Below are 18,844 nucleotides of genomic sequence, written 5' to 3'. Positions count from 1 at the left end.
ACTCTGGCTATTCCTCCCGCCACCCACCCCCTCGTCCCCGCCCGGCATCGTGCCCGGCTGGGCGAGCGAACCTTCTCCGCGGCGAAGACACGGTTCGCCGCGGAGCTGGCTCGGTCAGTTGCAGTCGCAGCAGCACCCGTCACAGCAACAGCCGTCACAGTTGCAGCAGTCGCAGCCACCGCAGTCACAGTTGGTGCACCACCCCGACTTGGGCTCCCCGGTCCACGGGTCGTGGTACGGGTCGGCACAGCAGTACTGGCAGGTGCAGCACAGCACCAGCGCCACGCCGCAGCCCGGGATCGTGGACCGCCTCTTACCCCACTTCGGCCCTTGGGGGTCGTTAGGCCCGTGGCGGTGCTTCGGCGACGTTGGCGTCAACGGCACGTGCCCGGGCTGTTGGCTGGCTTCAAGGTGACCGAAGGTGCGGTGCACGGCGGCGTCCAGTTCGTGCACAAGAAGGGCGTGCACCAACTTCTGGTCGTCGAACTCTGCTTCGCGTAGAGCCAGCCGGACCCCGAGCACGGCGTCATCGCACAGCCGCCGCGCCTCGGCCAGGCCCGTACCGGTGGCCGTCAGCGGGTTCCACGCCCCGGTCTCGGCGTCGGTGTCGCGGTCCTCGACGGCGTCGAGCAGGTGCGCGACGCGCCCGAACATCCGCCCGGCCTCGGCCAGCGGCGCCGCGTTGCCCGGTCGCCCGGTGAGCACTGCGGTGTGCGCGAACGCGGCGGCCGTCGCCGTCTCGGTCGGCTCGGTCGCCAGCAGCACCGACGACCCGGCGACCAGGCCAGACTCCAGCTCGCCCTGCCTGCCGACGGCGTCGAGCAGCACGGCGGTGGAGAACCCGATCCGCTCCCCCGTCGCCGCGCCCTGCGCGGCCCAGCGGGTGGCGACCCGGCGGGCGACCCCGGCGACCGGGGCACGGCGGAACGCGCCGTCACCGTCGTCGACGTGGTCGCGCATCTTCGCCGACGCGAGCACCAGCGACACCGCGGCGGCCAACCGGGCGCCCGCGCCCTCGGCGACCGGCGCCGGGCGCATCCCGCGCAACGGGCACGGCCCCGCGACCCGGCGCCCGCCGACGCTGGGTGACTGCGCCTCGACCAAGGCGGACACGACGAGCCCGTCGTAGTTGGTGACCGTGCGCGCGAGGTGCCCGTGGTCGTCGCGCAGCGCGAGGCACAGTCCACAAAGGTGGGCCATCCACGAAGTGCGCAGGGTCGGCGACAAGCGGTGCCGACAGGGCCGAAGGATTCCGAACACGCTCACTGACCTCCACGAACTCCCACGACCGATCGGGGCGGGAGCCTAGCGCTCATTCACCCGTACGGGGGGCAAAAATCCTTCGAAAGGTCTGGGCTTCGCCCGGGGGTCGTGGGCACGATGGCGGCATGCGCGCACACGCCGAACCGGTCCTCGGTGATCTGCCCATCCCACCGTCCCGTCGGGACGACACCGCCCACGAGGTCCACCCGCCCAAGGTGGAGCTGTTCGACCCGGTCGCGATGACCAACACGGACCCGAAGGGGTTCGTCCGCGCGGTCGAGGTGTTCCGCGAGAGCCGCCACGGCCTCTACATGTCGCGCCCGGTCGACGGGCACCCGAGGATCGCGCACTTCGAGTCGCTGCTGCTGCCCGCGGCCGGTCTGCGGGTGTCGAAGTGGCGCCCCGCGCCGGGGGTGGACCTCGGCCACGACTTCTACCTCGACGTCGTCGACATCACCCGCGACGGCCGGGTGTGGCGCACCGTCGACCTCTACCTGGACGTGCTGGTGCGCACCGGCCGCGACACCCGGGTGGAGGACTGCGACGAGCTGCTCGCCGCGGTGCGGGCCGGGCTGCTCGACCTGGACACGGCCGAGCGGGCGATGGCGCGCGGGTACGCCGTGGTGGCCGGGATCGCCGAGACCGGGCACCACGTGGACGGCTGGCTCGCCGGGGCGGGCATCCCCGCGCCGTGGCAGACCCGATAGTGGCCAACGCGACGCTGCGTCAACAGTCCGGGACGCCGCGCGACGAAATATCGCCCAACCGATAGCTGAGCGCACACGATCTGTGACATAACGAATCGACCCCGGTAGTCACGGAACGCACGTTCCCGACTACGCTCTGGCCGCGTGGGCACGGCCATCACCCCGCAGCTGGTCGACGTTGTCGACACGGTCACCGCGGTTCGCAGCTACTCCTCCGGGATGACCCGGACCCTCCGCACCTGCCAGGTCGAGCGCTGGGGCCTGCGCATGGAGTGCCCGACCCCGGAGGACCCGTTCTCCGACGCCGAGGTGACCTGGCTGCTGCCGCACCTGAACCTGCGGCTCACCCAGAGCAAACCGCGCTCGCGGCACGCCAAGGGCAGCCCCAGCGTGCTCACCGCGGTCCGGGTGCTGCGCGACGGCCGGACCTGGCGGACCACCGACCTGCTGCTCGGCCTGGCCGCGCCGGGCGGGACGACCGCGCGGATCGTGCGCTCGGAGGAGTTCGCCGCCGCGGTCGCGGGCCGGGTGCTGCGGGTCGGCGACGCGGACCTGGCGCTGTGCACGGTGCACCAGACCCTCGAGGAGCTCAGCCGGTTCCGGCACGACCTGTCGTCGTGGCTGGCCTACAAGCACGTGTTCGAGGTCTGGCCCCCGTTCTAGGCGCCGGACACCGTCTTAGGCACCGGGCACTGCCCTAGCCGCCGAGCACTGTTCTGGTTCTGGGCGTCGGGGCGCGCTGTCGAGCCGGTCCTCAGTCCGCGGTCCAGCCGGTGGCCGCCGCCCACGCCTCGGCCCGCGGGATCGCCTGGTCGAACCACGATTCCTTCGCCTCGGCGTAGGCCGGGACGTCGCTGTGGCTCGACGCCAGTCCGCGCTTGAGCTGCTCGTACTCCGCGCGCGCGGACCCGTCGGCGCGCAACCACGCCGGGAACAGCAAGGAGTACCCGGCGAAGGGCGAGTCCTGGGCCCGGACGTGGACGTTGGCCCACCGGCCCGGGTCGGCGGCGACGTGCGTGCGCTTGGCGGTCGCGGGCCCGCCGGGCGGGTGCGGGGAGTCGAGGTCGAACCCGGGCAGGCGCGGGAACCCGGCCGCGGCCAGGGGTTCGTCGAGGCCGTCGTCGAGGGTCGCGACGACGACCTGGAAGTCGAGAACGTCCTTGGCGGCCAGCCCGGGGACCGAGGTGGAGCCCACGTGGTCGACCCGCAGCGCGGCACCGCCGACGGCGAGGCGGAGCCGGGCGAGCAGCCGTTGCGCCTGCGCGGGCCAGGTCAGGTCGTGGTCGAGGATCCGCGGCGCGCCCCGGTCGGCGTGTCGGCGCTCGCGCAGGTTGGTCTCGTAGGGCGCTAGGCGCTCAGCCCACAACGCGTCAACAGCGGCCCTGGTCTGATCGGGGGTCCCCGCGTTGGACAGCCAGATGTCCGCGGCCGCGCGGCGGGCGTCGTCGTCGGCCTGCGCGGCGATCCGGGCCCGGGCGTCCGACTCGGCAAGACCGCGGTGCTCGACCAGCCTGCGCACCCGCACCTCGACCGGGGTGTCCACCACGATCACCAGGTGGTAGAGCGCGCCCATGCCGTTCTCCACCAGCAGCGGCACGTCCTGCACGACGACCGCGTCCGGTGGAGCGGCGGTGACGAGTTCGGTGGCGCGGTCGCGGACCAGGGGGTGCACGATCGCGTTGAGCCGCTGGCGCGCGGCGTCGTCGCTGAACACGATGCCCGCCAGCTTGGGCCGGTCCAGCGCGCCGTCGGCGGTCAGGACGTCCGCGCCGAACTCCGCCGCGACCGCGGCGAGGCCCGGGGTGCCCGGGGCGACGACCTCCCTGGCGACCCGGTCGGAGTCGACGACGACAGCGCCGTGGTCGGCCAGCCTGGCCGCCACGGTGGATTTCCCGGACCCGATCCCACCGGTGAGGCCGACGCGCAGCATGGGGTGGGATTCTTCCACCACCGAGTGGTTGGCGGGTGAACTGGTGACAGGAGTGGGCGCGGACACGCCGGTCGGTTGCCCGGTTTTGCCACCCCCGCCGGCTACGGTGTCGCCAGGGCGATCACCCAAGCGGAGGAACCAATGCGCGACACGAGACGCCGGGGACGGCACCGGCTCGGCACGCCGGGCCTGGTGCACTGCACCGAGCACGTCACCGTGCCCGTGCACCGCTCGTGGTGGTCGATGCTCGCGGCCCCCGCCCGGCACAGCCTCGCCGGACTCCGCCGCCGGGCCGCCGCGGCCGCGGTGGAGCGGGCGTGGGCGCCGCAGGTCCGGACCGCTTAGCGCGCGGTGAGCGCCAGGTCGGCCAACGCGGCGACCTGCTCCCCCGTGGCGAGCTCGGGCTTGACGCTCACCGCCACGGTGATCTTCCCGTGCGCGACGACCACCGTGCGGGTCGCGCCGTCGAGCAGGAACCCCTTGTCCAGCCCCACCTGGATCTCCCGGGGCGCGATCCCGTTGTCCCGCTCGGTGTTGACGGTGTCCTGGATCCGCTGCGCCGCTGACGCGCTGTCGGTGTAGGCGGCCATCCCCACGGTGAGCACCGCGGCGGTCGTCGGCTGCCCCTGCGGGATGCCGTAGTAGCAGTCGATCCGGCCGGTCCGCCCGATCTTGGGCAGCGCGACCCCGGCCACGACCTCGGTGCGCCCGGTGATGACAGTGGCGACGGTGGCGTCGAGGTCCTCGCGGGTGAGGACCTTCGCGCAGGAATCGGGCAGGGTGCGCTCGGCGCGCGGCTTGGGGGTCGTGGTGGAGAACTGCGGGATCTCGGGGGCCCTGGGGGTGGTGGGCGGCGCGGACGTGCAGGCCGCCAGGCTCAAGACCAGGGACACCAGCAGGATCCGCATCGGCTGACGGTAGACCGCGTTGCGGCGCCGCGAAAGTGGGAGCTCACCGGGGGCGGGCCTGCTGAGAAAGCCGAGAGCCCCGCACCTGGAACAGGTGCGGGGCTCTCGAGGACTTCAGCTAGCTCACACGCCGCCGGAGAGCTTCTCGCGCAGTGCCGCGAGCTGCTCGTCGGAGGCGAGGGTGCCGCCGCTCTGGGCGGGCTTCTCACCGCCGCCGGTGGAGGAGTAGTTCTGCTCGCCGCCGCCGGTGGCGGCCGCGATGACACCCTCGGCCTCGGCGGCCGCGTCGGCCTCCGCTGCCTTGGCGATCTGCTTCATGTGCTGCTCGTAGCGGGCGTGCGCGTCGGCGTACTGGCGCTCCCACTCCTCGCGCTGCTTCTCGAAGCCTTCCTGCCACTCCTGGGTGTCCGGGTCGAAGCCCTCGGGGTAGATGTAGTTGCCCTCGGGGTCGTACTCGGCGGCCATGCCGTACTGGGTCGGGTCGAACTCGGTCTCGGTCGTGAAGCCCTCGTTCGCCTGCTTGAGCGACAGCGAGATGCGGCGGCGCTCCAGGTCGATGTCGATGACCTTGACCATGACGTCGTTGCCGACCTGCACGACCTGCTCCGGGATCTCCACGTGGCGCTCGGCCAGCTCGGAGATGTGGACCAGGCCCTCGATGCCCTCGTCCACGCGGACGAACGCACCGAACGGAACCAGCTTCGTGACCTTGCCCGGCACGATCTGACCGATCGCGTGGGTGCGGGCGAACTGGCGCCACGGGTCTTCCTGGGTCGCCTTCAGCGACAGGGAGACGCGCTCGCGCTCCATGTCGACGTCGAGGACCTCGACGGTGACCTCCTGGCCGACCTCGACCACCTCGGAGGGGTGGTCGATGTGCTTCCAGGACAGCTCCGAGACGTGCACCAGGCCGTCGACGCCACCGAGGTCCACGAAGGCACCGAAGTTGACGATCGAGGACACGACGCCCTTGCGGACCTGGCCCTTCTGCAGCTGGTTGAGGAACTCGCTGCGCACCTCGGACTGGGTCTGCTCCAGCCACGCACGCCGCGAGAGCACGACGTTGTTGCGGTTCTTGTCCAGCTCTATGATCTTCGCCTCGAGCTCGCGGCCCACGTACGGCTGCAGGTCGCGCACGCGGCGCATCTCCACCAGCGAGGCGGGGAGGAAGCCGCGAAGACCGATGTCGAGGATGAGACCACCCTTGACGACCTCGATGACCGTGCCCTTGACCGGCTCGTCCGACTCCTTGAGTGCCTCGATCGTGCCCCAAGCCCGCTCGTACTGAGCGCGCTTCTTGGACAGGATCAGGCGGCCCTCCTTGTCCTCCTTCTGGAGGACGAGGGCCTCGACCTCGTCACCGACGCTGACCACGTCGGCGGGGTCGACATCGTGCTTGATCGACAGCTCGCGCGAGGGGATGACGCCCTCGGTCTTGTAGCCGATGTCGAGCAGGACCTCGTCCCGGTCGACCTTGACGATCGTGCCCTCAACGATGTCACCGTCGTTGAAGTACTTGATCGTCGCGTCGATCGCGGCGAGGAACTCCTCCTCCGTCCCGATGTCGTTGATGGCGACCTGCTGCTTCGGCGCTGCTGCAGCCGGGACAATGGTGGTGTCGGTGGACATTAGGTAGGTGGCTCCGGTACGGATTGGGGTCGCTGGGTTCAGTTCTTGGGGCGCCGCGGGATCGTGCCGCCGACGGGCACCCGGAGAACAGGAACGAACACCGCCAACACCGCGCCACCCCGGACCATTCCCGCCAGGGCTTCCCAGCGGTCGGAAACCCGGGGCAGCGCGTTACCACCGCGCGGATGTATCCTACGCGGCCCCCGGAGAGCCGGGCAAACCCGGGGTACCCTCCTGCCGCCCCGCACCCGCGCACGGCAGGATGGCCTGGTGGCGAGCGAGACCAGCGCGGAGCGGGCACTGGGTACCACCGGCGTTGCGCGGATGAGCGTGGGGTCGGCCGAGTCGGTGGCGGCGAACATCGCCTGGTGGGACGCCGACGCCGACGACTACCACCGCGAGCACGGCGAGTTCCTCGGGGTCAGCGACTTCATGTGGTGCCCGGAGCGGGTGCGCGAGGCGGAGGCGGGCCTGCTCGGGCCGGTCGTGGGCAAGGACGTGCTGGAGATCGGCTGCGGGTCGGCGCCGTGCGCGCGCTGGCTGGCCGACCAGGGCGCCCGGGTCGTCGGCCTGGACCTGTCGAGCGGGATGCTGCGCTACGCCGCGGCCGCCAACACCGCGACCGGGACGCGGGTGCCGCTGGTGCGGGCCAACGCCGAGCGGCTGCCGTTCGGGTCCGGCACGTTCGACCTGGCGTGCTCGGCCTTCGGCGCGGTGCCCTTCGTCGCCGACGTCCAGGCGGTGTTCACCGAGGTCGCGCGGGTGCTGCGGCCGGGCGGCACGTGGACCTTCGCGGTCACCCACCCGATGCGGTGGATCTTCCCCGACGACCCCGGCCCGAACGGGCTGCTGGTGACCGGGTCGTACTTCGACCGCACCCCCTACGTGGAGGTCGACGCCGACGGGGTGCCCACCTACGTCGAGCACCACCGCACGCTGGGCGACTACGTGCGGGCGCTGGGCGCGGCCGGGTTCGAGCTGTTCGACCTGGTGGAGCCGGAGTGGCCGGAGGGGCACACGCAGCAGTGGGGCCAGTGGAGCCCGTTGCGCGGTGAACTCTTCCCGGGGACCGCGATCTTCCGCTGCCGCCGGTGACCGCCCCGCTGGTGCGCGCGCAGTCCGCCCGCTTCGCCGCGCTCGACCCGCTGCTGCCCGCGGCCGTCGACCCGCCGCCGGGCGAGGTGATCACCGCGGCGCTGGCCGACGGCGAGCGGGTGGCCGGGGTGATCACGAAGACCTCGGCCGACCCGGGCACGCCGCAGACGCTGTGGTCGGCGGCGCAGGTGTGGGAGTTGCACCCGCTGGTCGGGGCGGCGGGTGGCCCCGGTGTCGACGCGCTGCTGCGGCGGTGGCCCTCGATCGTGGCGCGGGTGTCCCCCGGTCGGGACTCGGCGTGCGTGGTGACCTGGCCGAGCCGCGACGTCGAGGCGACGGCGGCGCTGCTCGCGCACGGGTTCGTCCCGCTGGCCGTGCTCGCCGTGCGGACCGGCGGGGCTCGGCCGGGCGGGGAGCCCGCCGGGGCGGTGGTCCGGCGGGCGACCGCGGCCGACCTGGACGCGCTGGTGGTCTCCGCGATGGCCGAGGTGGCGTACTCGTCGCTGGTGGGCGGCGCGGTGCTGCGGCCGGGGGCGGCGAACATCAAGCGGGAGACGCTGCGCCGCCACCTCGCCCAGGGCGACCCGGTGTGGATCGCCGAGGTCGACGGGGTCCCGGTCGGGCACGTCGAGGGCTGGCACACGAGCTCGACGCCGGGTTCTTGGGCGGAGACGCGGGTGAAGCACGGCCGCTGGGGCTATGTGAACTGCCTGTCGGTGCTGCCGTCCGCGCGCGGTACCGGGGTGGGTCGGGCGTTGATGGACGTTGCCCACGCCGCGCTGCTAGGGCCGGGCACCGTCGGTTCGTTCCTCTATTACAACCCGCCCAACCCGGTGTCCCCGGTGTTCTGGGCGCGGCAGGGCTATCGGCCCCTGTGGACGGTGTGGGAGACCCGGCCCGCGGGCGCGGTGCGCTGAGGCTCAGCCGATCAGGTCGAGGCTGATCACGATCTGCGCGGCACCGAGCAGGGCGATCACGGCGGCGGCGATCCGCCAGTGCGGCGCCTTGTCGGCCTCGGTCTCCCACTTCATCGCCATGGCCCAGGCGATGGCGATGGCCGCGATGCCCGCGATGACCCCACCGATGTTGAGCGATTCCTCGACGACCACTTGGCCGTTGACCTTCTTCGTCTGGGAGATGCCCACGAAGAACAGGTACGGGACGAGCGCGCAGGCCAGGCCCGCGACGAGCAGTTTGAGCTGTCTTGTCACGCGGGCTCGGATGGTCCGGTTCGCTGGTCGGTTCCCCCGATCGGGTAGCCGGGATCACCCACTACCCGGTTGCGGTCCGGCCCGCGCGGGCGCACTATTTGAACTGACTGGTCAGTTCAAAGGAGGCGTCATGGAGGTCCACGCGGACCACGTCGTGGTCACCGGCGCGCACGGGCGGCTGCTGGAGCCGACCTCGCTGCGGGTGCGACCGGGCGAGCTGGCGGTGGTCGCGGGCGAACCCAATGCCGGGCATACCGCGTTCGGCCTGGCGCTGACCGGGCGGATCACCCCGTCGGCAGGATCTGTCACCCCATCGGCGGGTGAACTGCGCGCGCACGCGGTGCTGGTCGACGCCCCCGAGGTGACCGCGCCGGAACCGAACCTGCGGGTCGCCGACGTGATCGCCGAGGAGTTGGCGCTGGCGGGCGCCCGCGGCCGCCGGGCGACGACCGCGGAGCTGCTCGCCGAACACGGCCTGGCGGCCGGGACGCGGTTCGAGGACGTCCCCGGCGCGGCCAGGGTCGCGCTGCTGACCAGGCTCGCGGCCCTGCGGCCCGGCGCCGAACTGCTGGTGCTCGACACCCCCGACCGGCACTCCAGCAATCCCGCCGACTGGTTGCCGACCGCGATGGCGCAAGCGCGCGATGGCCGCGCCGTCGTCGTGCTCTGCGGTACCTCCACCGCGCTGCGCCTGCCCATCAACCCCGCCCGGCTCGGCGAGTCGGATCAGCCCGCCCCCTTGGAGTCGACCCTGTGAGCGTCTTCCGCCTCGCCCGCAATGAGCTGCGCCGGGTCAGCTCGGGCACCTTGCCGAAGTTGGCTGTCTTGGCGCTAGTACTGGTTCCGCTCCTCTACGGCTCGCTGTACCTCTATGCCAACGCCGACCCGTACAACCGGTTGGACAAGATCCCGGCGGCACTGGTGGTGAGCGATAAGGGGCTGGTACAGGCGGACGGCAGTCGGGTCGACGCGGGTCGCAAGGTCGCCGACGAGTTGAAGGCGTCCGGCAAGTTCGACTGGCGCGAGGTGGACGGCAAGGCCGCCGAGGACGGGGTCCGCACCGGCGAGTACACGTTCTCGATCACCCTGCCGGAAGACTTCTCCGCGTCGCTGGCGTCCTCCTCGGACTTCGCGCCCCGCCAGGGGATGATCACGGTGACCACCAACGACGCCAACAACTACCTCGTCGGCACGATCGCCGACCGGGTGGTCAGCGCGGTGCGCGAGTCGGTGGCGGCGTCGGTGGGCACGCAGGCGGCGGAGAAGTTCCTCGTCGGGTTCGGCACCGTCTACGAGCGCACCCAGCAGGCGGCCGACGGCGCCGCGCGGTTGGCCGACGGCGCCGCCCAGGCCAACTCGGGCGCGACCCAACTGGCGTCCGGGCAGCGCGAACTGGCCGACGGCGCGACCCGGCTCGCCGACGGCGCGACCACGGCGGCCACCGGCGCGAAGAAGCTGTCGACCGGGCTGGACACGTTGCAGGCCAAGACGAAGGACCTGCCCGCGCAGGCGACGGAGTTGGCCACCGGCGCGCGCAAGGTCGCGACCGGGGACGACCAGGTGGCGCGCACGGCGGAGAACCTGTCCGGCGCGGCGCAGAAGGCGGTGGACCACCTCGACGAGCTCGACACCGCGATCGAGGCGAAGCTGCGCGACGCGGGGCTGCCCGCGGCCGACGTCGACCAGGTGCTGGCGCAGCTGCGGAGCCTGCGCACCCCGGTCGAGCAGGCGAACACGCAGGTGAAGTCCGCGAGCGGGCAGCTGCGGGCGCTGGCGACCGGCGCCGACCAGGTCGCCGACGGGGCCGAGGCGTTGGCTGGCGCGGCGCCCGCGCTCGCGGGCGGGATCTCCGACGCCGCCGGGGGCGGCCGCGAACTGGCGGCGGGCACGGCCAAGCTGCGCGACGGCGCGGTGGCGTTGCGCGACGGCGAGGGCAAGGCGGTGACCGGTGTCGACCAGTTGGCCGCGGGCACCAAGTCGCTGTCGGACGGCTCGGTCCAGCTGCGCGACGGGCTGACCGCCGGGCTCGGCCAGATCCCGCACCCGGACGACGCGACCCGCGACGCCACGGCCAAGACCATCGGCGACCCGGTGTCGGTGCACACCGTCGGCGAGAACAGCGCGGGCAGCTACGGCGCCGGGCTCGCCCCGTTCTTCCTCGGCCTCGCCATGTGGATCGGCGCGTTCGTGCTGTTCCTGCTGGTCCGGCCGCTGTCGGCGCGCGCGCTGGCCGCGGGCCACTCGGCGGTGCGCACGGCGCTGGCGGGCTGGCTGACCCCCGCCGCGCTCGGGGTGGCCCAGGTGGTGCTGATGTTCACCGTGGTGACCACGGTGATCGGCATCGACCCCGCGCGCCCGGTCGCCACGCTCGGTTTCCTGATGCTGACGTCGCTGACGTTCGTCTCGGTGGTGCACGCGCTGAACGCGGCGCTGGGCCCGGTCGGCAAGTTCGTCGCGCTGGTGGTGCTGATCTTGCAGCTGATCAGCGCGGGTGGGACGTTCCCGTGGCAGACGCTGCCGGACGCGCTGATCCCGCTGCACCAGGTGCTGCCGATGGGGTACGTCGTCGACGGGCTGCGGCACCTGCTCTACGGTGGCGCCGCGGGCAGCATCGGTGTGGACGTGGGGGTGCTGCTGGCCTACCTGATCGGAGGACTCGTGGTGTCGACCCTCGCCGCGCGCAGGCAGCGGGTTTGGACCCCGGCGCGGCTGAAGCCGGAGCTGGTTTTGTGACCAGGCCAGCGCGGACCGGCGCAACGAAGCGCAAGCTGTTCGACGCGACGCTGCGGTTGGCCGGTACCCGGGGCATGGTCGGGTTGACCGTGGACGAGATCGCCGCCGAGGCAGGCGTCGCGAAGGGGACGGTCTACTACAACTTCGGCAGCAAGGACGGCCTGATCGACGCCCTGCTGCGCTACGGGGTCGACCTGCTCGCGGCCCGGCTGCGCGCGGCGGCAGGCCCGGCGCCGGACACGCTGACGGCGCTGATCGACGGGATGGTCGGGTTCTTCGCCGAGTACCCGACCTTCGCGCAGCTGCTGGTGAGCGAGCTGTGGCGGACGCCGGGCCAGTGGCGGGAGACGTTGGCGCTGCTGCGCGCGGAGGTCACCTCGATCATCCGCGGCCACCTGGAGCGGCTGGCGGAGGCGGGCGAACTGCCCGCGGGGGTCGAGGTGGCGACGGCGTCGGCGGCGCTGTTCGGCACGGTGCTGGTGGTGACCCTGGACTGGCAGGTGTTCACCCCGGAGCGCACGGCGGTGCAGGTGCGCGACTCGGTGCTGACGCTGGTCCGCGGCCTGCGCGCCGGGTGAGCACGCGCCCACCCGGCGGGCGATCGGGTCAGTGCGGGCAACTGGGTCTGTGCGGGTGACTGGGTCTGTGCGGGTGACTGGGTCTGTGCGGGTGACTGGGTCTGTGCGGGCGATTGGGTCTGTAGTGCGGCCGCCGGGTCAGTGGCTGATAAGAGCGCGACGGGTGGCGCGCAGGATGCCCTCGGTGATCTCCGCGCTCGACGGCCTGCGGGTGCGTCCGGCGTAGCCGATGGGGCTTAGCACGACGTGCTGGGTGGGGTGGTCGGGTAGCGCCGTTGTGGATGGACGGTCGTGGGCCTCGACGACTGGGGCACCTGGGGCGAGAAGTGGCTCTACCGCACGAAGGGCAGGGTCAAGGGTGTCGTCGGGGAGCCAGGTGATGAGGAGCTCGGCGGGGTGGTCAAGGATGCGGGCGGTTCGAGTCGCCAAGAGCTGGGGCTTGGACCAGTCGACCTCCACCCAGGTAGCCCTACCGCAGCCACTGTGGTGATCGGCAGCCAATGGGGCGTAGTGCCTGCACGGCAGCACTACGTGCCAACCGTTGGCCACTAGTCGTTCCGCGCACCCGGTGAGCATGCCGCTCCCGCCCAGTACCAATGCCGTTCTCATCCGCCACGCCGCCTCTCCGTGTCAGGCGGTGCTGTCCCCGGGTGTAGCGCTCGACCAGGTGACCTGCTCGCTCCGCCAGCCGTGTCGTTCCCGATCCGGCACCTCCTGGAGCCGCTCGACCGGGCGCACCGACGCGGGGCAGTCCAGGAGGGACCGGAGGTGGTCCTCCTGGTAAAAACTAACCCACCCCATCCTCAAATTCTCCGCCGTCGCGGCCGGCCACAGGTTCTGGATCGCCGGGCGCACGGAGTAGAGCCCCGGTCACCGGGTCGCGGACCACCGCGAAGTCCCAGGGCCTGCTCGTCCCCCCACTCGGCGCGGTGAACTCGGCCCGCACATCCCGGCGCTGGTACACGTCCACCCGGCTGGCCTAGGCCACCGCAACGGGTGAACCCCAACCCTCCGATGTGGACAGTCAGGCCACCGGCCGTGCCTGCCCGACTAGCCACGCACCCGGATCCGGTGCCGCCGCGAGCCGGGCCGCCCTGCGGTCCCGCCAACCGGTGACGCCCCGCGTCACCGCACCTCCCGCCCGGCTTCCACCCGCCCGCCCCAGCAGAACATGATCACCGCGGCGCGCCCGGAGCCGCCCAGCAGCACCGGGCCCTTGCGCAGTGGGGTGGGGCCGCGCCCGCCCAACAGGAGGCAGGTCAGCACGGTGACATCATCGACATCATCGACCTCGTCGGAATCCGAGTGGACCCGGATGCGCCGGGGTGCCCCGGGAGTGGCGGTGGCGTGACCGCGCCGCCACCCGTGTTTGCGGACCGACCGCAGCCGCAGGGCCCAGCGGAGCACCAGGAGAGTCCTGGTCGGGACGAGCCAGAGCGCCAGGGCGGCGAGCGCCGCGGCACCCGCGAACAGCACGTCCGGCACCCCACCCACCCCGGCGGGGCTGATACCGGCGGCGACCGCGTCGGCGTCCTCGATGGAGGCAACGGCTGCGCACACGACGAGGGAGACGACCCCGGCCACGAGGGCGAGCGCCGACCGCAGTAGTGCGCGGCGCACCGCCGCTGTCGCATCCTCGGCCGTCACCCCCCGGTGCGGGTCAGCCACTGATCGCTCAGCCACGGGCCAACTCCCGACCGGGCACGACCCGCCCGTCGGCACCGACGAGGACCACTGCGCCGCCCGCGCCGCCGAGGAGGACTCGGCCGTTGTGGGTGCGGGAGCGGCCGGTGTCGATGCGGACCTCGCTGTGCGGGGCGACGTCCAGGCAGACGTGGACCAGGGCAGCGTCAGCGGTCGCGGTGCCGGGGCGCCAGCCGTGGCGGCGGGTGGCCAGTAGTCGGCGCCACCAGCGGGCGATGAGGATGACACCGGCGGCGGTGAGGCCGACGGCGGCCATGGTGGTGCCGAGGTGCGCCGCAGACAGAGCCAACGGCGGGTCGGTGCCCGCACGCGCGCTCGCCAGACGCTCGGGGTCGGCGGGGTCGTAGGCGAGGGTGATCGGGTCGTCGACCCGGATCGGGGGGTCGGGCACCAGCAGGGTGAGGGTGCGGACCCGGTCCTGCCCGTCCACGGCGAAGCGGACGTCGATCGACCCGGCGGTGTGCCGGGTGCGGTCCACGACGGCGACCACCACACCGGACACCCGGACGCCCTCGGTGAGCAGTTTGGCCCGCCGCTCCTCGATGGTGCTGTCGGTCAGCCCGGCAGCGGCGAACAGCAGCACCCCGGCGGCGAACAGCGCCACCGACCGCAGGAGGGCCCGGCGCACCGCGGCCGTCGCCGTCGCCGCGCCGAGTGACCGTTGGCTGTCCATGCGTCCCCTCCGCCCACTGGGAGGATCATGGACTAGTGCGCGGCCTGGTTCCAGGATCGACCGAACCCGACCGACACGTCCAGCGGGACGCGCAGGTGGAACGCGGCGGCCATCTGGGCCCGGACCAGGGTTTCGGCCCGCTCCCGCTCCCCCTCGGCGACCTCGAGGACGAGTTCGTCGTGGACCTGCAGCAGCATCCGGGTGCGCAGGTCCGCGGCGCCGAGTTCGCGGTGGACGTTGAGCATGGCGACCTTGATGATGTCGGCGGCGCTGCCCTGGATGGGGGCGTTGAGCGCCATCCGCTCGGCCATCTCGCGGCGCTGGCGGTTGTCGCTGGTGAGGTCGGGCAGGTAGCGGCGGCGACCGAAGATGGTCTCGGTGTAGCCGTCCTTGCGCGCCTTGGCGACGACCTCGTGCAGGTAGTCGCGGACCCCGCCGAAGCCCTGGAAGTAGTCGTCCATCAGCCCCCGGGCCTCCTCGGTGGAGATCCGCAGCTGCTGCGACAGGCCGTAGGCGGAGAGCCCGTACGCCAGGCCGTAGTTCATCGCCTTGATCTTGGCGCGCTGCTCCTGCGACACCGCGGTCGGCTCGACGCTGAACACGCGGGCGGCGGTGGCGGCGTGGAAGTCGAACCCGGAGTTGAACGCCTCGATCAGCGCCGCGTCCTCGGACAGGTGCGCCATGATCCGCATCTCGATCTGGCTGTAGTCCGCGGTGAGCAGCTCGGCGGAGTCGGCGCCGACCACGAACGCGTCGCGGATGGTGCGGCCCGCCTCGGTGCGGATCGGGATGTTCTGCAGGTTCGGCTCGGTGGAGGACAACCGGCCGGTGGCGGCGATGGTCTGGTTGAACGTGGTGTGGATGCGCCCGTCCTCCGACACCGACTTGATCAGGCCCTCGACGGTGACCCGCAGCCTGGTCGCGTCCCGGTGCTCGAGCATGTGCGCCAGGAACGGGTGCTCGGTCTGCTCGTAGAGGGTGGTCAGCGCCTCGGCGTCGGTGGTGTAACCGGTCTTGGTGCGCTTGGTCTTGGGCATCTGCAGCTCGTCGAACAGCACGACCTGCAGCTGCTTGGGCGACCCGAGGTTGATCTCCTTGCCGATCACGTCGAACGCGGCCCGCTCGGCGTCGCGCACCCGGGCGGCGAACTGCGACTCGAGGATGTCCAGCCGCTCGGTGTCGACCGCGATGCCGACCGCCTCGAGCTCGGCGAGCACCCGCAGCAGCGGCAGCTCCATGTCGGCCAGCAGCGGCGCCTGCCCGGTCTCGGCGAGCGCCTCGTCCAGCGCGTCGGCGAGCTCGGCGATGGCCCTGGCGCGCAGGATCTCCCCCGCGGCGAGCTTGCGCTCGTCCTCGCCCTCGTCGTCGAGCAGGGACAGCTGCTGCTCGCCGTCGCCGTCCTCGACGCGCAGTTCCCGCTGCAGGTAGCGCAAGACGAGGTCGTCGAGGTTGAAGGTGCGCTGGCCCGGTCGGACCAGGTACGCCGCGAGTGCGGTGTCGGTGATCAGGCCACCGACGACCCAGCCCCGGTGGCGCACGGCGTGCAGCGAGCGCTTGACGTCGTGCGCGAGCTTGGGCGCGGCCGGGTCGGCGAGCCAGTCGCGGAAGGCCTTCTCGTCGTCCTCACTGAGCGTGGTGACGTCGATGTAGACACCCTCGCCCGCCGCCGTGGCCAACGCGACCGACCGCAGTTCCACGGCCTGGCCGGACACCCCGGTCGCGGTCTCGCGGAAGGACAGTCCGATCCGGGTCCCCTGCGGCGCGTGCTCAGCGAGCCACCCGGGCAACTCCCCCGCCGCGACGGCGCCGCCGCTGACCTCGAAGCCCTCCTCGGCCTCGGGCTCGGCGGTCGACAGGGTCGCGAACAGCCGGTCCCGCAACACCCGGAACTCCAGCTCGTCGAACAACCGGTGCACCGCGTCGCGGTCCCAGTCGCGCACTTCGAGGTCTTCGGGGGCGACCTCGAGGTGCACGTCGCGCACCAGCTCGGTGAGCTGCCGGTTGAGCAGCACGCTGGACAGGTTCGCCCGCAGCAACTCCCCCGCCTTGCCCTTGACCTCGTCGACCCGGTCGACCAGCTCGCCGAGCGAGCCGAACTGCTGGATCCACTTGGTGATGGTCTTCTCGCCGACGCCCTTGATGTTGGGCAGGTTGTCGCTGGGGTCCCCGCGCAGCGCGGCGAAGTCCGGGTACTGCGCCGGGGTCAGCCCGTACTTGTCCTGCACCAGCGCGGGCGTGTAGCGGGCCAGCTCGGAGACGCCCTTCACCGGGTAGAGCACGGTGACCTCGTCGGTGACCAGCTGCAGCGCGTCGCGGTCGCCGGTGCAGATCGACACGTGGTAGCCGGCGGCGGTCGCCTGGGTGGTGAGGGTGGCGATGAGGTCGTCGGCCTCGTAGTTGTCCTTGGCGAGCTTCGGGATGTTCAGCGTGGCGAGGACGTCCTCGATCAGGCTGACCTGCCCCTTGAACTCGTCCGGGCTGGCGCTGCGGTTCGCCTTGTACTCGGGGTAGTGCTCGGTGCGGAAGGTCTTGCGGGAGACGTCGAAGCAGACCGCGAGGTGGGTGGGCGCCTCGTCGCGCAGCAGGTTGATCAGCATGGAGGTGAAGCCGTAGACGGCGTTGGTGTGCTGACCGGTGCCGGTCTGGAAGTTCTCCTTGGGCAGCGCGAAGAACGCCCGGTACGCCATGGAGTGGCCGTCGATGAGCAGCAGCCGGGGGGTGGTACGGGTCTCAGTCTTCGCAGGCACGGTCCGAGTCTAGGGTGGGGCACCGACACCCTTCGGAGGACCCATGAGCGGGATCGACCGCGACAAGCTGCCCGGGCTGCGCGCAGAGGTGGCCGACCAGTTCCTGCCGGACAAACTGGGCATCGACGTCACCGACTGGACCCCCACCCGGCTCGTCGGGACCATGCCGGTGAAGGGCAACCTGCAGCCCTACGGCCTCCTGCACGGCGGCGCGAACGCGGTGCTGGCCGAAACCCTCGGCTCGATCGCCGCCGTCCTCAACGCCCCCACCGGCAAACTGGCCGTCGGCCTGGAACTCTCCTGCACCCACCACCGAGCCGTCCGCACCGGACAGGTCACCGCGGTCTGCACCCCCCTGCACATCGGCCGCACCACCTCGACCTTCGAGATCGTCATCACCGACGACCAAGACCGCCGAACCTGCACCGCGCGCCTTACGTGCGTGATCATCGCAAAGGCCCCCGGCGACCCTTCGTGACCTCTTAGCCGTTCTCTCGCGCGGGGAACGCCCCACCCGCTGCGCCTTACACCCCTACCCGCCCCTCGGCAGCCCTGCCGCCCTCCCGGCGACCCCGCCGCCCTCCTCTTCGCGCGCGCCCACCGAGTCGAGCCCGGCCCCCACCCTCTCCGGGGGGCGACCCCGGTGCCAGTCTACCGGGTGGGGGTGACAGTCGATCTTGAACGAGGCCGGTGAAGATCGACATGTGGATGACTTTTGTCGCTGGGACGGGTGAATATCTGGACGAGCGGGGGGCTGTGACCTGCGGGAACGCGCCGGAGGTCGCCTAGACGGGGCTTGGCGGGCCAAGTCGTGCGAGGGTGATCAACTCGGGTGTCCGGATCCAGGTCGCAGCGGACGCGTGTCCCGATTGGACCGGAGCGCAGGCGGACCACCCACCGGCAAGCCACCCGCCCAAACCAGGCCGACGTCAACCATCCCAAGGCAGGCCACCGGTCAGACATCGGCACATCAAGCCACAGTCCACGCGCTCACTGCGACACCAACACCGCTCCCCCCACGCGCGCGGGTCGGGGGCGCAGCCCCCACCCTCACCGGGGGGCGGCCCCAGGGCCAGTCTACTAGGCCCCACCGACAGTGGATCTTGAAACAGGGGCAACCAAGATCCAGATGTGGATAACTTTTGTCGCTGAGACGGGTGAACATCACCGCCAGAGGGCGCGCACGCGGCGGCCCGCCGAGGCGGGTACCGGCGGATCAGCACCGCCGCTAGGCAAGCACGACCGGGCCAAGCACCACCGGGTTCACGCGCTGGCCAGGCAAGCGTCCAGGTCGGGGACCACCAAGCAGGCAGCCCCAGAGTCAAGCGCTAGCAGCAAGTACCCGGGACCAAACGCCGCCGGGCAAGCAACAGGGGCAGGCACTGCCCGGACACGCAAACCGGAGTCCAGCACCACCAGCAAGCACCCGGGACCAAACGCCGCCAGGCAAGCAACAGGGGTCAGGCAACGGGGGCCAGGCACCGCCTGGTCGTCCTCGCGCTCGCCGAGTAGGTGACCGAGCGGGCCGGTCGCCACGGCAGCGCGGGCAACGCGCAGGCGGCCGCTCCCGGCGTGCCCGTGGACACGCAACCCGGAGTCAAGCACCACCAAGCAAGCATCCCGGGGCCAAGCGCCACCGAACAACCAGCCCGGGGTCAAGCGCCAC

18 protein-coding genes and 1 pseudogene are annotated in these 18,844 nt (G+C 72.0%); 9 read left to right on the top strand and 10 right to left on the bottom strand.

Annotated features, from left to right (window positions below; all coding sequences use genetic code 11):
• Nucleotides 1-114: 114 nt before the first annotated feature.
• A complete protein-coding gene (locus LV75_RS03445) occupies nucleotides 115-1,260 on the bottom strand; it encodes a DUF5685 family protein (protein WP_253885456.1) in 1,146 nt (381 codons plus the stop codon).
• Nucleotides 1,261-1,388: 128 nt separating this feature from the next.
• Here LV75_RS03445 and LV75_RS03440 point away from each other — a divergent pair, with 128 nt between their 5' ends.
• Nucleotides 1,389-1,970: a ribonuclease FAU-1 family protein gene (locus tag LV75_RS03440; RefSeq protein ID WP_253885145.1), complete on the top strand. Its 582-nt coding sequence runs from the start codon at nucleotides 1,389-1,391 to the stop codon at nucleotides 1,968-1,970.
• Between the two features lie 144 nt (nucleotides 1,971-2,114).
• On the top strand, nucleotides 2,115-2,633 hold the full coding sequence (locus LV75_RS03435; RefSeq protein WP_253885144.1) for a ribonuclease FAU-1 family protein: 519 nt from the start codon (nucleotides 2,115-2,117) through the stop codon (nucleotides 2,631-2,633).
• A gap of 91 nt (nucleotides 2,634-2,724) precedes the next feature.
• Here the strand turns inward: LV75_RS03435 and coaE are convergent, their stop codons facing one another.
• Nucleotides 2,725-3,900, bottom strand: coding sequence for a dephospho-CoA kinase (gene coaE / locus LV75_RS03430; protein ID WP_253885143.1), 1,176 nt, complete (start codon nucleotides 3,898-3,900; stop codon nucleotides 2,725-2,727).
• A 141-nt stretch (nucleotides 3,901-4,041) separates the two neighbouring features.
• Here coaE and LV75_RS03425 point away from each other — a divergent pair, with 141 nt between their 5' ends.
• The gene (locus LV75_RS03425) at nucleotides 4,042-4,245 is read left to right on the top strand and encodes a hypothetical protein (RefSeq protein WP_253885142.1); all 204 of its coding nucleotides are present in this window, start codon (nucleotides 4,042-4,044) and stop codon (nucleotides 4,243-4,245) included.
• Here the strand turns inward: LV75_RS03425 and LV75_RS03420 are convergent.
• Nucleotides 4,242-4,808: a hypothetical protein gene (locus LV75_RS03420; RefSeq protein ID WP_253885141.1), complete on the bottom strand. Its 567-nt coding sequence runs from the start codon at nucleotides 4,806-4,808 to the stop codon at nucleotides 4,242-4,244. The genes LV75_RS03425 and LV75_RS03420 overlap by 4 nt on opposite strands.
• 123 nt (nucleotides 4,809-4,931) lie before the next feature.
• On the bottom strand, nucleotides 4,932-6,437 hold the full coding sequence (rpsA, locus tag LV75_RS03415; protein ID WP_253885140.1) for a 30S ribosomal protein S1: 1,506 nt from the start codon (nucleotides 6,435-6,437) through the stop codon (nucleotides 4,932-4,934).
• A 324-nt stretch (nucleotides 6,438-6,761) separates the two neighbouring features.
• On the opposite strand from rpsA, the gene LV75_RS03410 reads away from it, so the two are divergent.
• Nucleotides 6,762-7,532: a class I SAM-dependent methyltransferase gene (locus tag LV75_RS03410; RefSeq protein WP_253885455.1), complete on the top strand. Its 771-nt coding sequence runs from the start codon at nucleotides 6,762-6,764 to the stop codon at nucleotides 7,530-7,532.
• On the top strand, nucleotides 7,529-8,449 hold the full coding sequence (locus tag LV75_RS03405; protein ID WP_253885139.1) for a GNAT family N-acetyltransferase: 921 nt from the start codon (nucleotides 7,529-7,531) through the stop codon (nucleotides 8,447-8,449). The genes LV75_RS03410 and LV75_RS03405 overlap by 4 nt, the downstream gene beginning before the upstream one ends.
• A gap of 3 nt (nucleotides 8,450-8,452) precedes the next feature.
• On the opposite strand, the gene LV75_RS03400 is transcribed toward LV75_RS03405, so the two are convergent.
• A complete protein-coding gene (locus tag LV75_RS03400; protein WP_253885138.1) occupies nucleotides 8,453-8,743 on the bottom strand; it encodes a hypothetical protein in 291 nt (96 codons plus the stop codon).
• Nucleotides 8,744-8,873: 130 nt separating this feature from the next.
• On the opposite strand from LV75_RS03400, the gene LV75_RS03395 reads away from it, so the two are divergent.
• The 3 genes from LV75_RS03395 to LV75_RS03385 are packed head-to-tail and all read left to right on the top strand — an operon-like array spanning nucleotide 8,874 to nucleotide 12,054.
• Nucleotides 8,874-9,500 carry an ATP-binding cassette domain-containing protein gene (locus tag LV75_RS03395; RefSeq protein WP_253885137.1) on the top strand — a complete coding sequence of 209 codons (627 nt, stop codon included), beginning with the start codon at nucleotides 8,874-8,876 and terminating at the stop codon, nucleotides 9,498-9,500.
• Nucleotides 9,497-11,476: a YhgE/Pip family protein gene (locus LV75_RS03390; protein ID WP_253885136.1), complete on the top strand. Its 1,980-nt coding sequence runs from the start codon at nucleotides 9,497-9,499 to the stop codon at nucleotides 11,474-11,476. The genes LV75_RS03395 and LV75_RS03390 overlap by 4 nt, the downstream gene beginning before the upstream one ends.
• Nucleotides 11,473-12,054 (top strand): TetR/AcrR family transcriptional regulator, encoded by a 582-nt coding sequence (locus tag LV75_RS03385; protein WP_253885135.1) that lies wholly within the window; start codon nucleotides 11,473-11,475, stop codon nucleotides 12,052-12,054. The genes LV75_RS03390 and LV75_RS03385 overlap by 4 nt, the downstream gene beginning before the upstream one ends.
• 138 nt (nucleotides 12,055-12,192) lie before the next feature.
• On the opposite strand, the gene LV75_RS03380 is transcribed toward LV75_RS03385, so the two are convergent.
• The 5 genes and pseudogenes from LV75_RS03380 to polA all read right to left on the bottom strand — a co-directional run bounded on the left by LV75_RS03380 (nucleotide 12,193) and on the right by polA (nucleotide 17,178).
• Nucleotides 12,193-12,663, bottom strand: a complete 471-nt coding sequence (locus tag LV75_RS03380; protein ID WP_253885134.1) for a Rossmann-fold NAD(P)-binding domain-containing protein — start codon at nucleotides 12,661-12,663, stop codon at nucleotides 12,193-12,195.
• 21 nt (nucleotides 12,664-12,684) lie between these two features.
• Nucleotides 12,685-12,921, bottom strand: a pseudogene (locus LV75_RS35790) (hypothetical protein); the annotation flags it as partial.
• Nucleotides 12,922-13,179: 258 nt separating this feature from the next.
• Nucleotides 13,180-13,737 carry a hypothetical protein gene (locus LV75_RS03375; protein WP_253885133.1) on the bottom strand — a complete coding sequence of 186 codons (558 nt, stop codon included), beginning with the start codon at nucleotides 13,735-13,737 and terminating at the stop codon, nucleotides 13,180-13,182.
• Nucleotides 13,730-14,431, bottom strand: coding sequence for a DUF3592 domain-containing protein (locus LV75_RS03370; protein ID WP_253885132.1), 702 nt, complete (start codon nucleotides 14,429-14,431; stop codon nucleotides 13,730-13,732). The genes LV75_RS03375 and LV75_RS03370 overlap by 8 nt, the downstream gene beginning before the upstream one ends.
• Nucleotides 14,432-14,463: 32 nt before the next feature.
• A complete protein-coding gene (gene polA / locus LV75_RS03365; protein ID WP_308210843.1) occupies nucleotides 14,464-17,178 on the bottom strand; it encodes a DNA polymerase I in 2,715 nt (904 codons plus the stop codon).
• Between the two features lie 43 nt (nucleotides 17,179-17,221).
• Here polA and LV75_RS03360 point away from each other — a divergent pair, with 43 nt between their 5' ends.
• The gene (locus LV75_RS03360; RefSeq protein ID WP_253885131.1) at nucleotides 17,222-17,656 is read left to right on the top strand and encodes a hotdog fold thioesterase; all 435 of its coding nucleotides are present in this window, start codon (nucleotides 17,222-17,224) and stop codon (nucleotides 17,654-17,656) included.
• Nucleotides 17,657-18,844 lie beyond the last annotated feature (1,188 nt).

It is taken from the genome of Actinokineospora diospyrosa (assembly GCF_024171925.1).
Classification (GTDB): Bacteria; Actinomycetota; Actinomycetes; order Mycobacteriales; family Pseudonocardiaceae; genus Actinokineospora; species Actinokineospora diospyrosa.
Note: the sequence above shows the minus strand (reverse complement) of the source record. Positions and strands in the feature narration are given on the sequence as shown.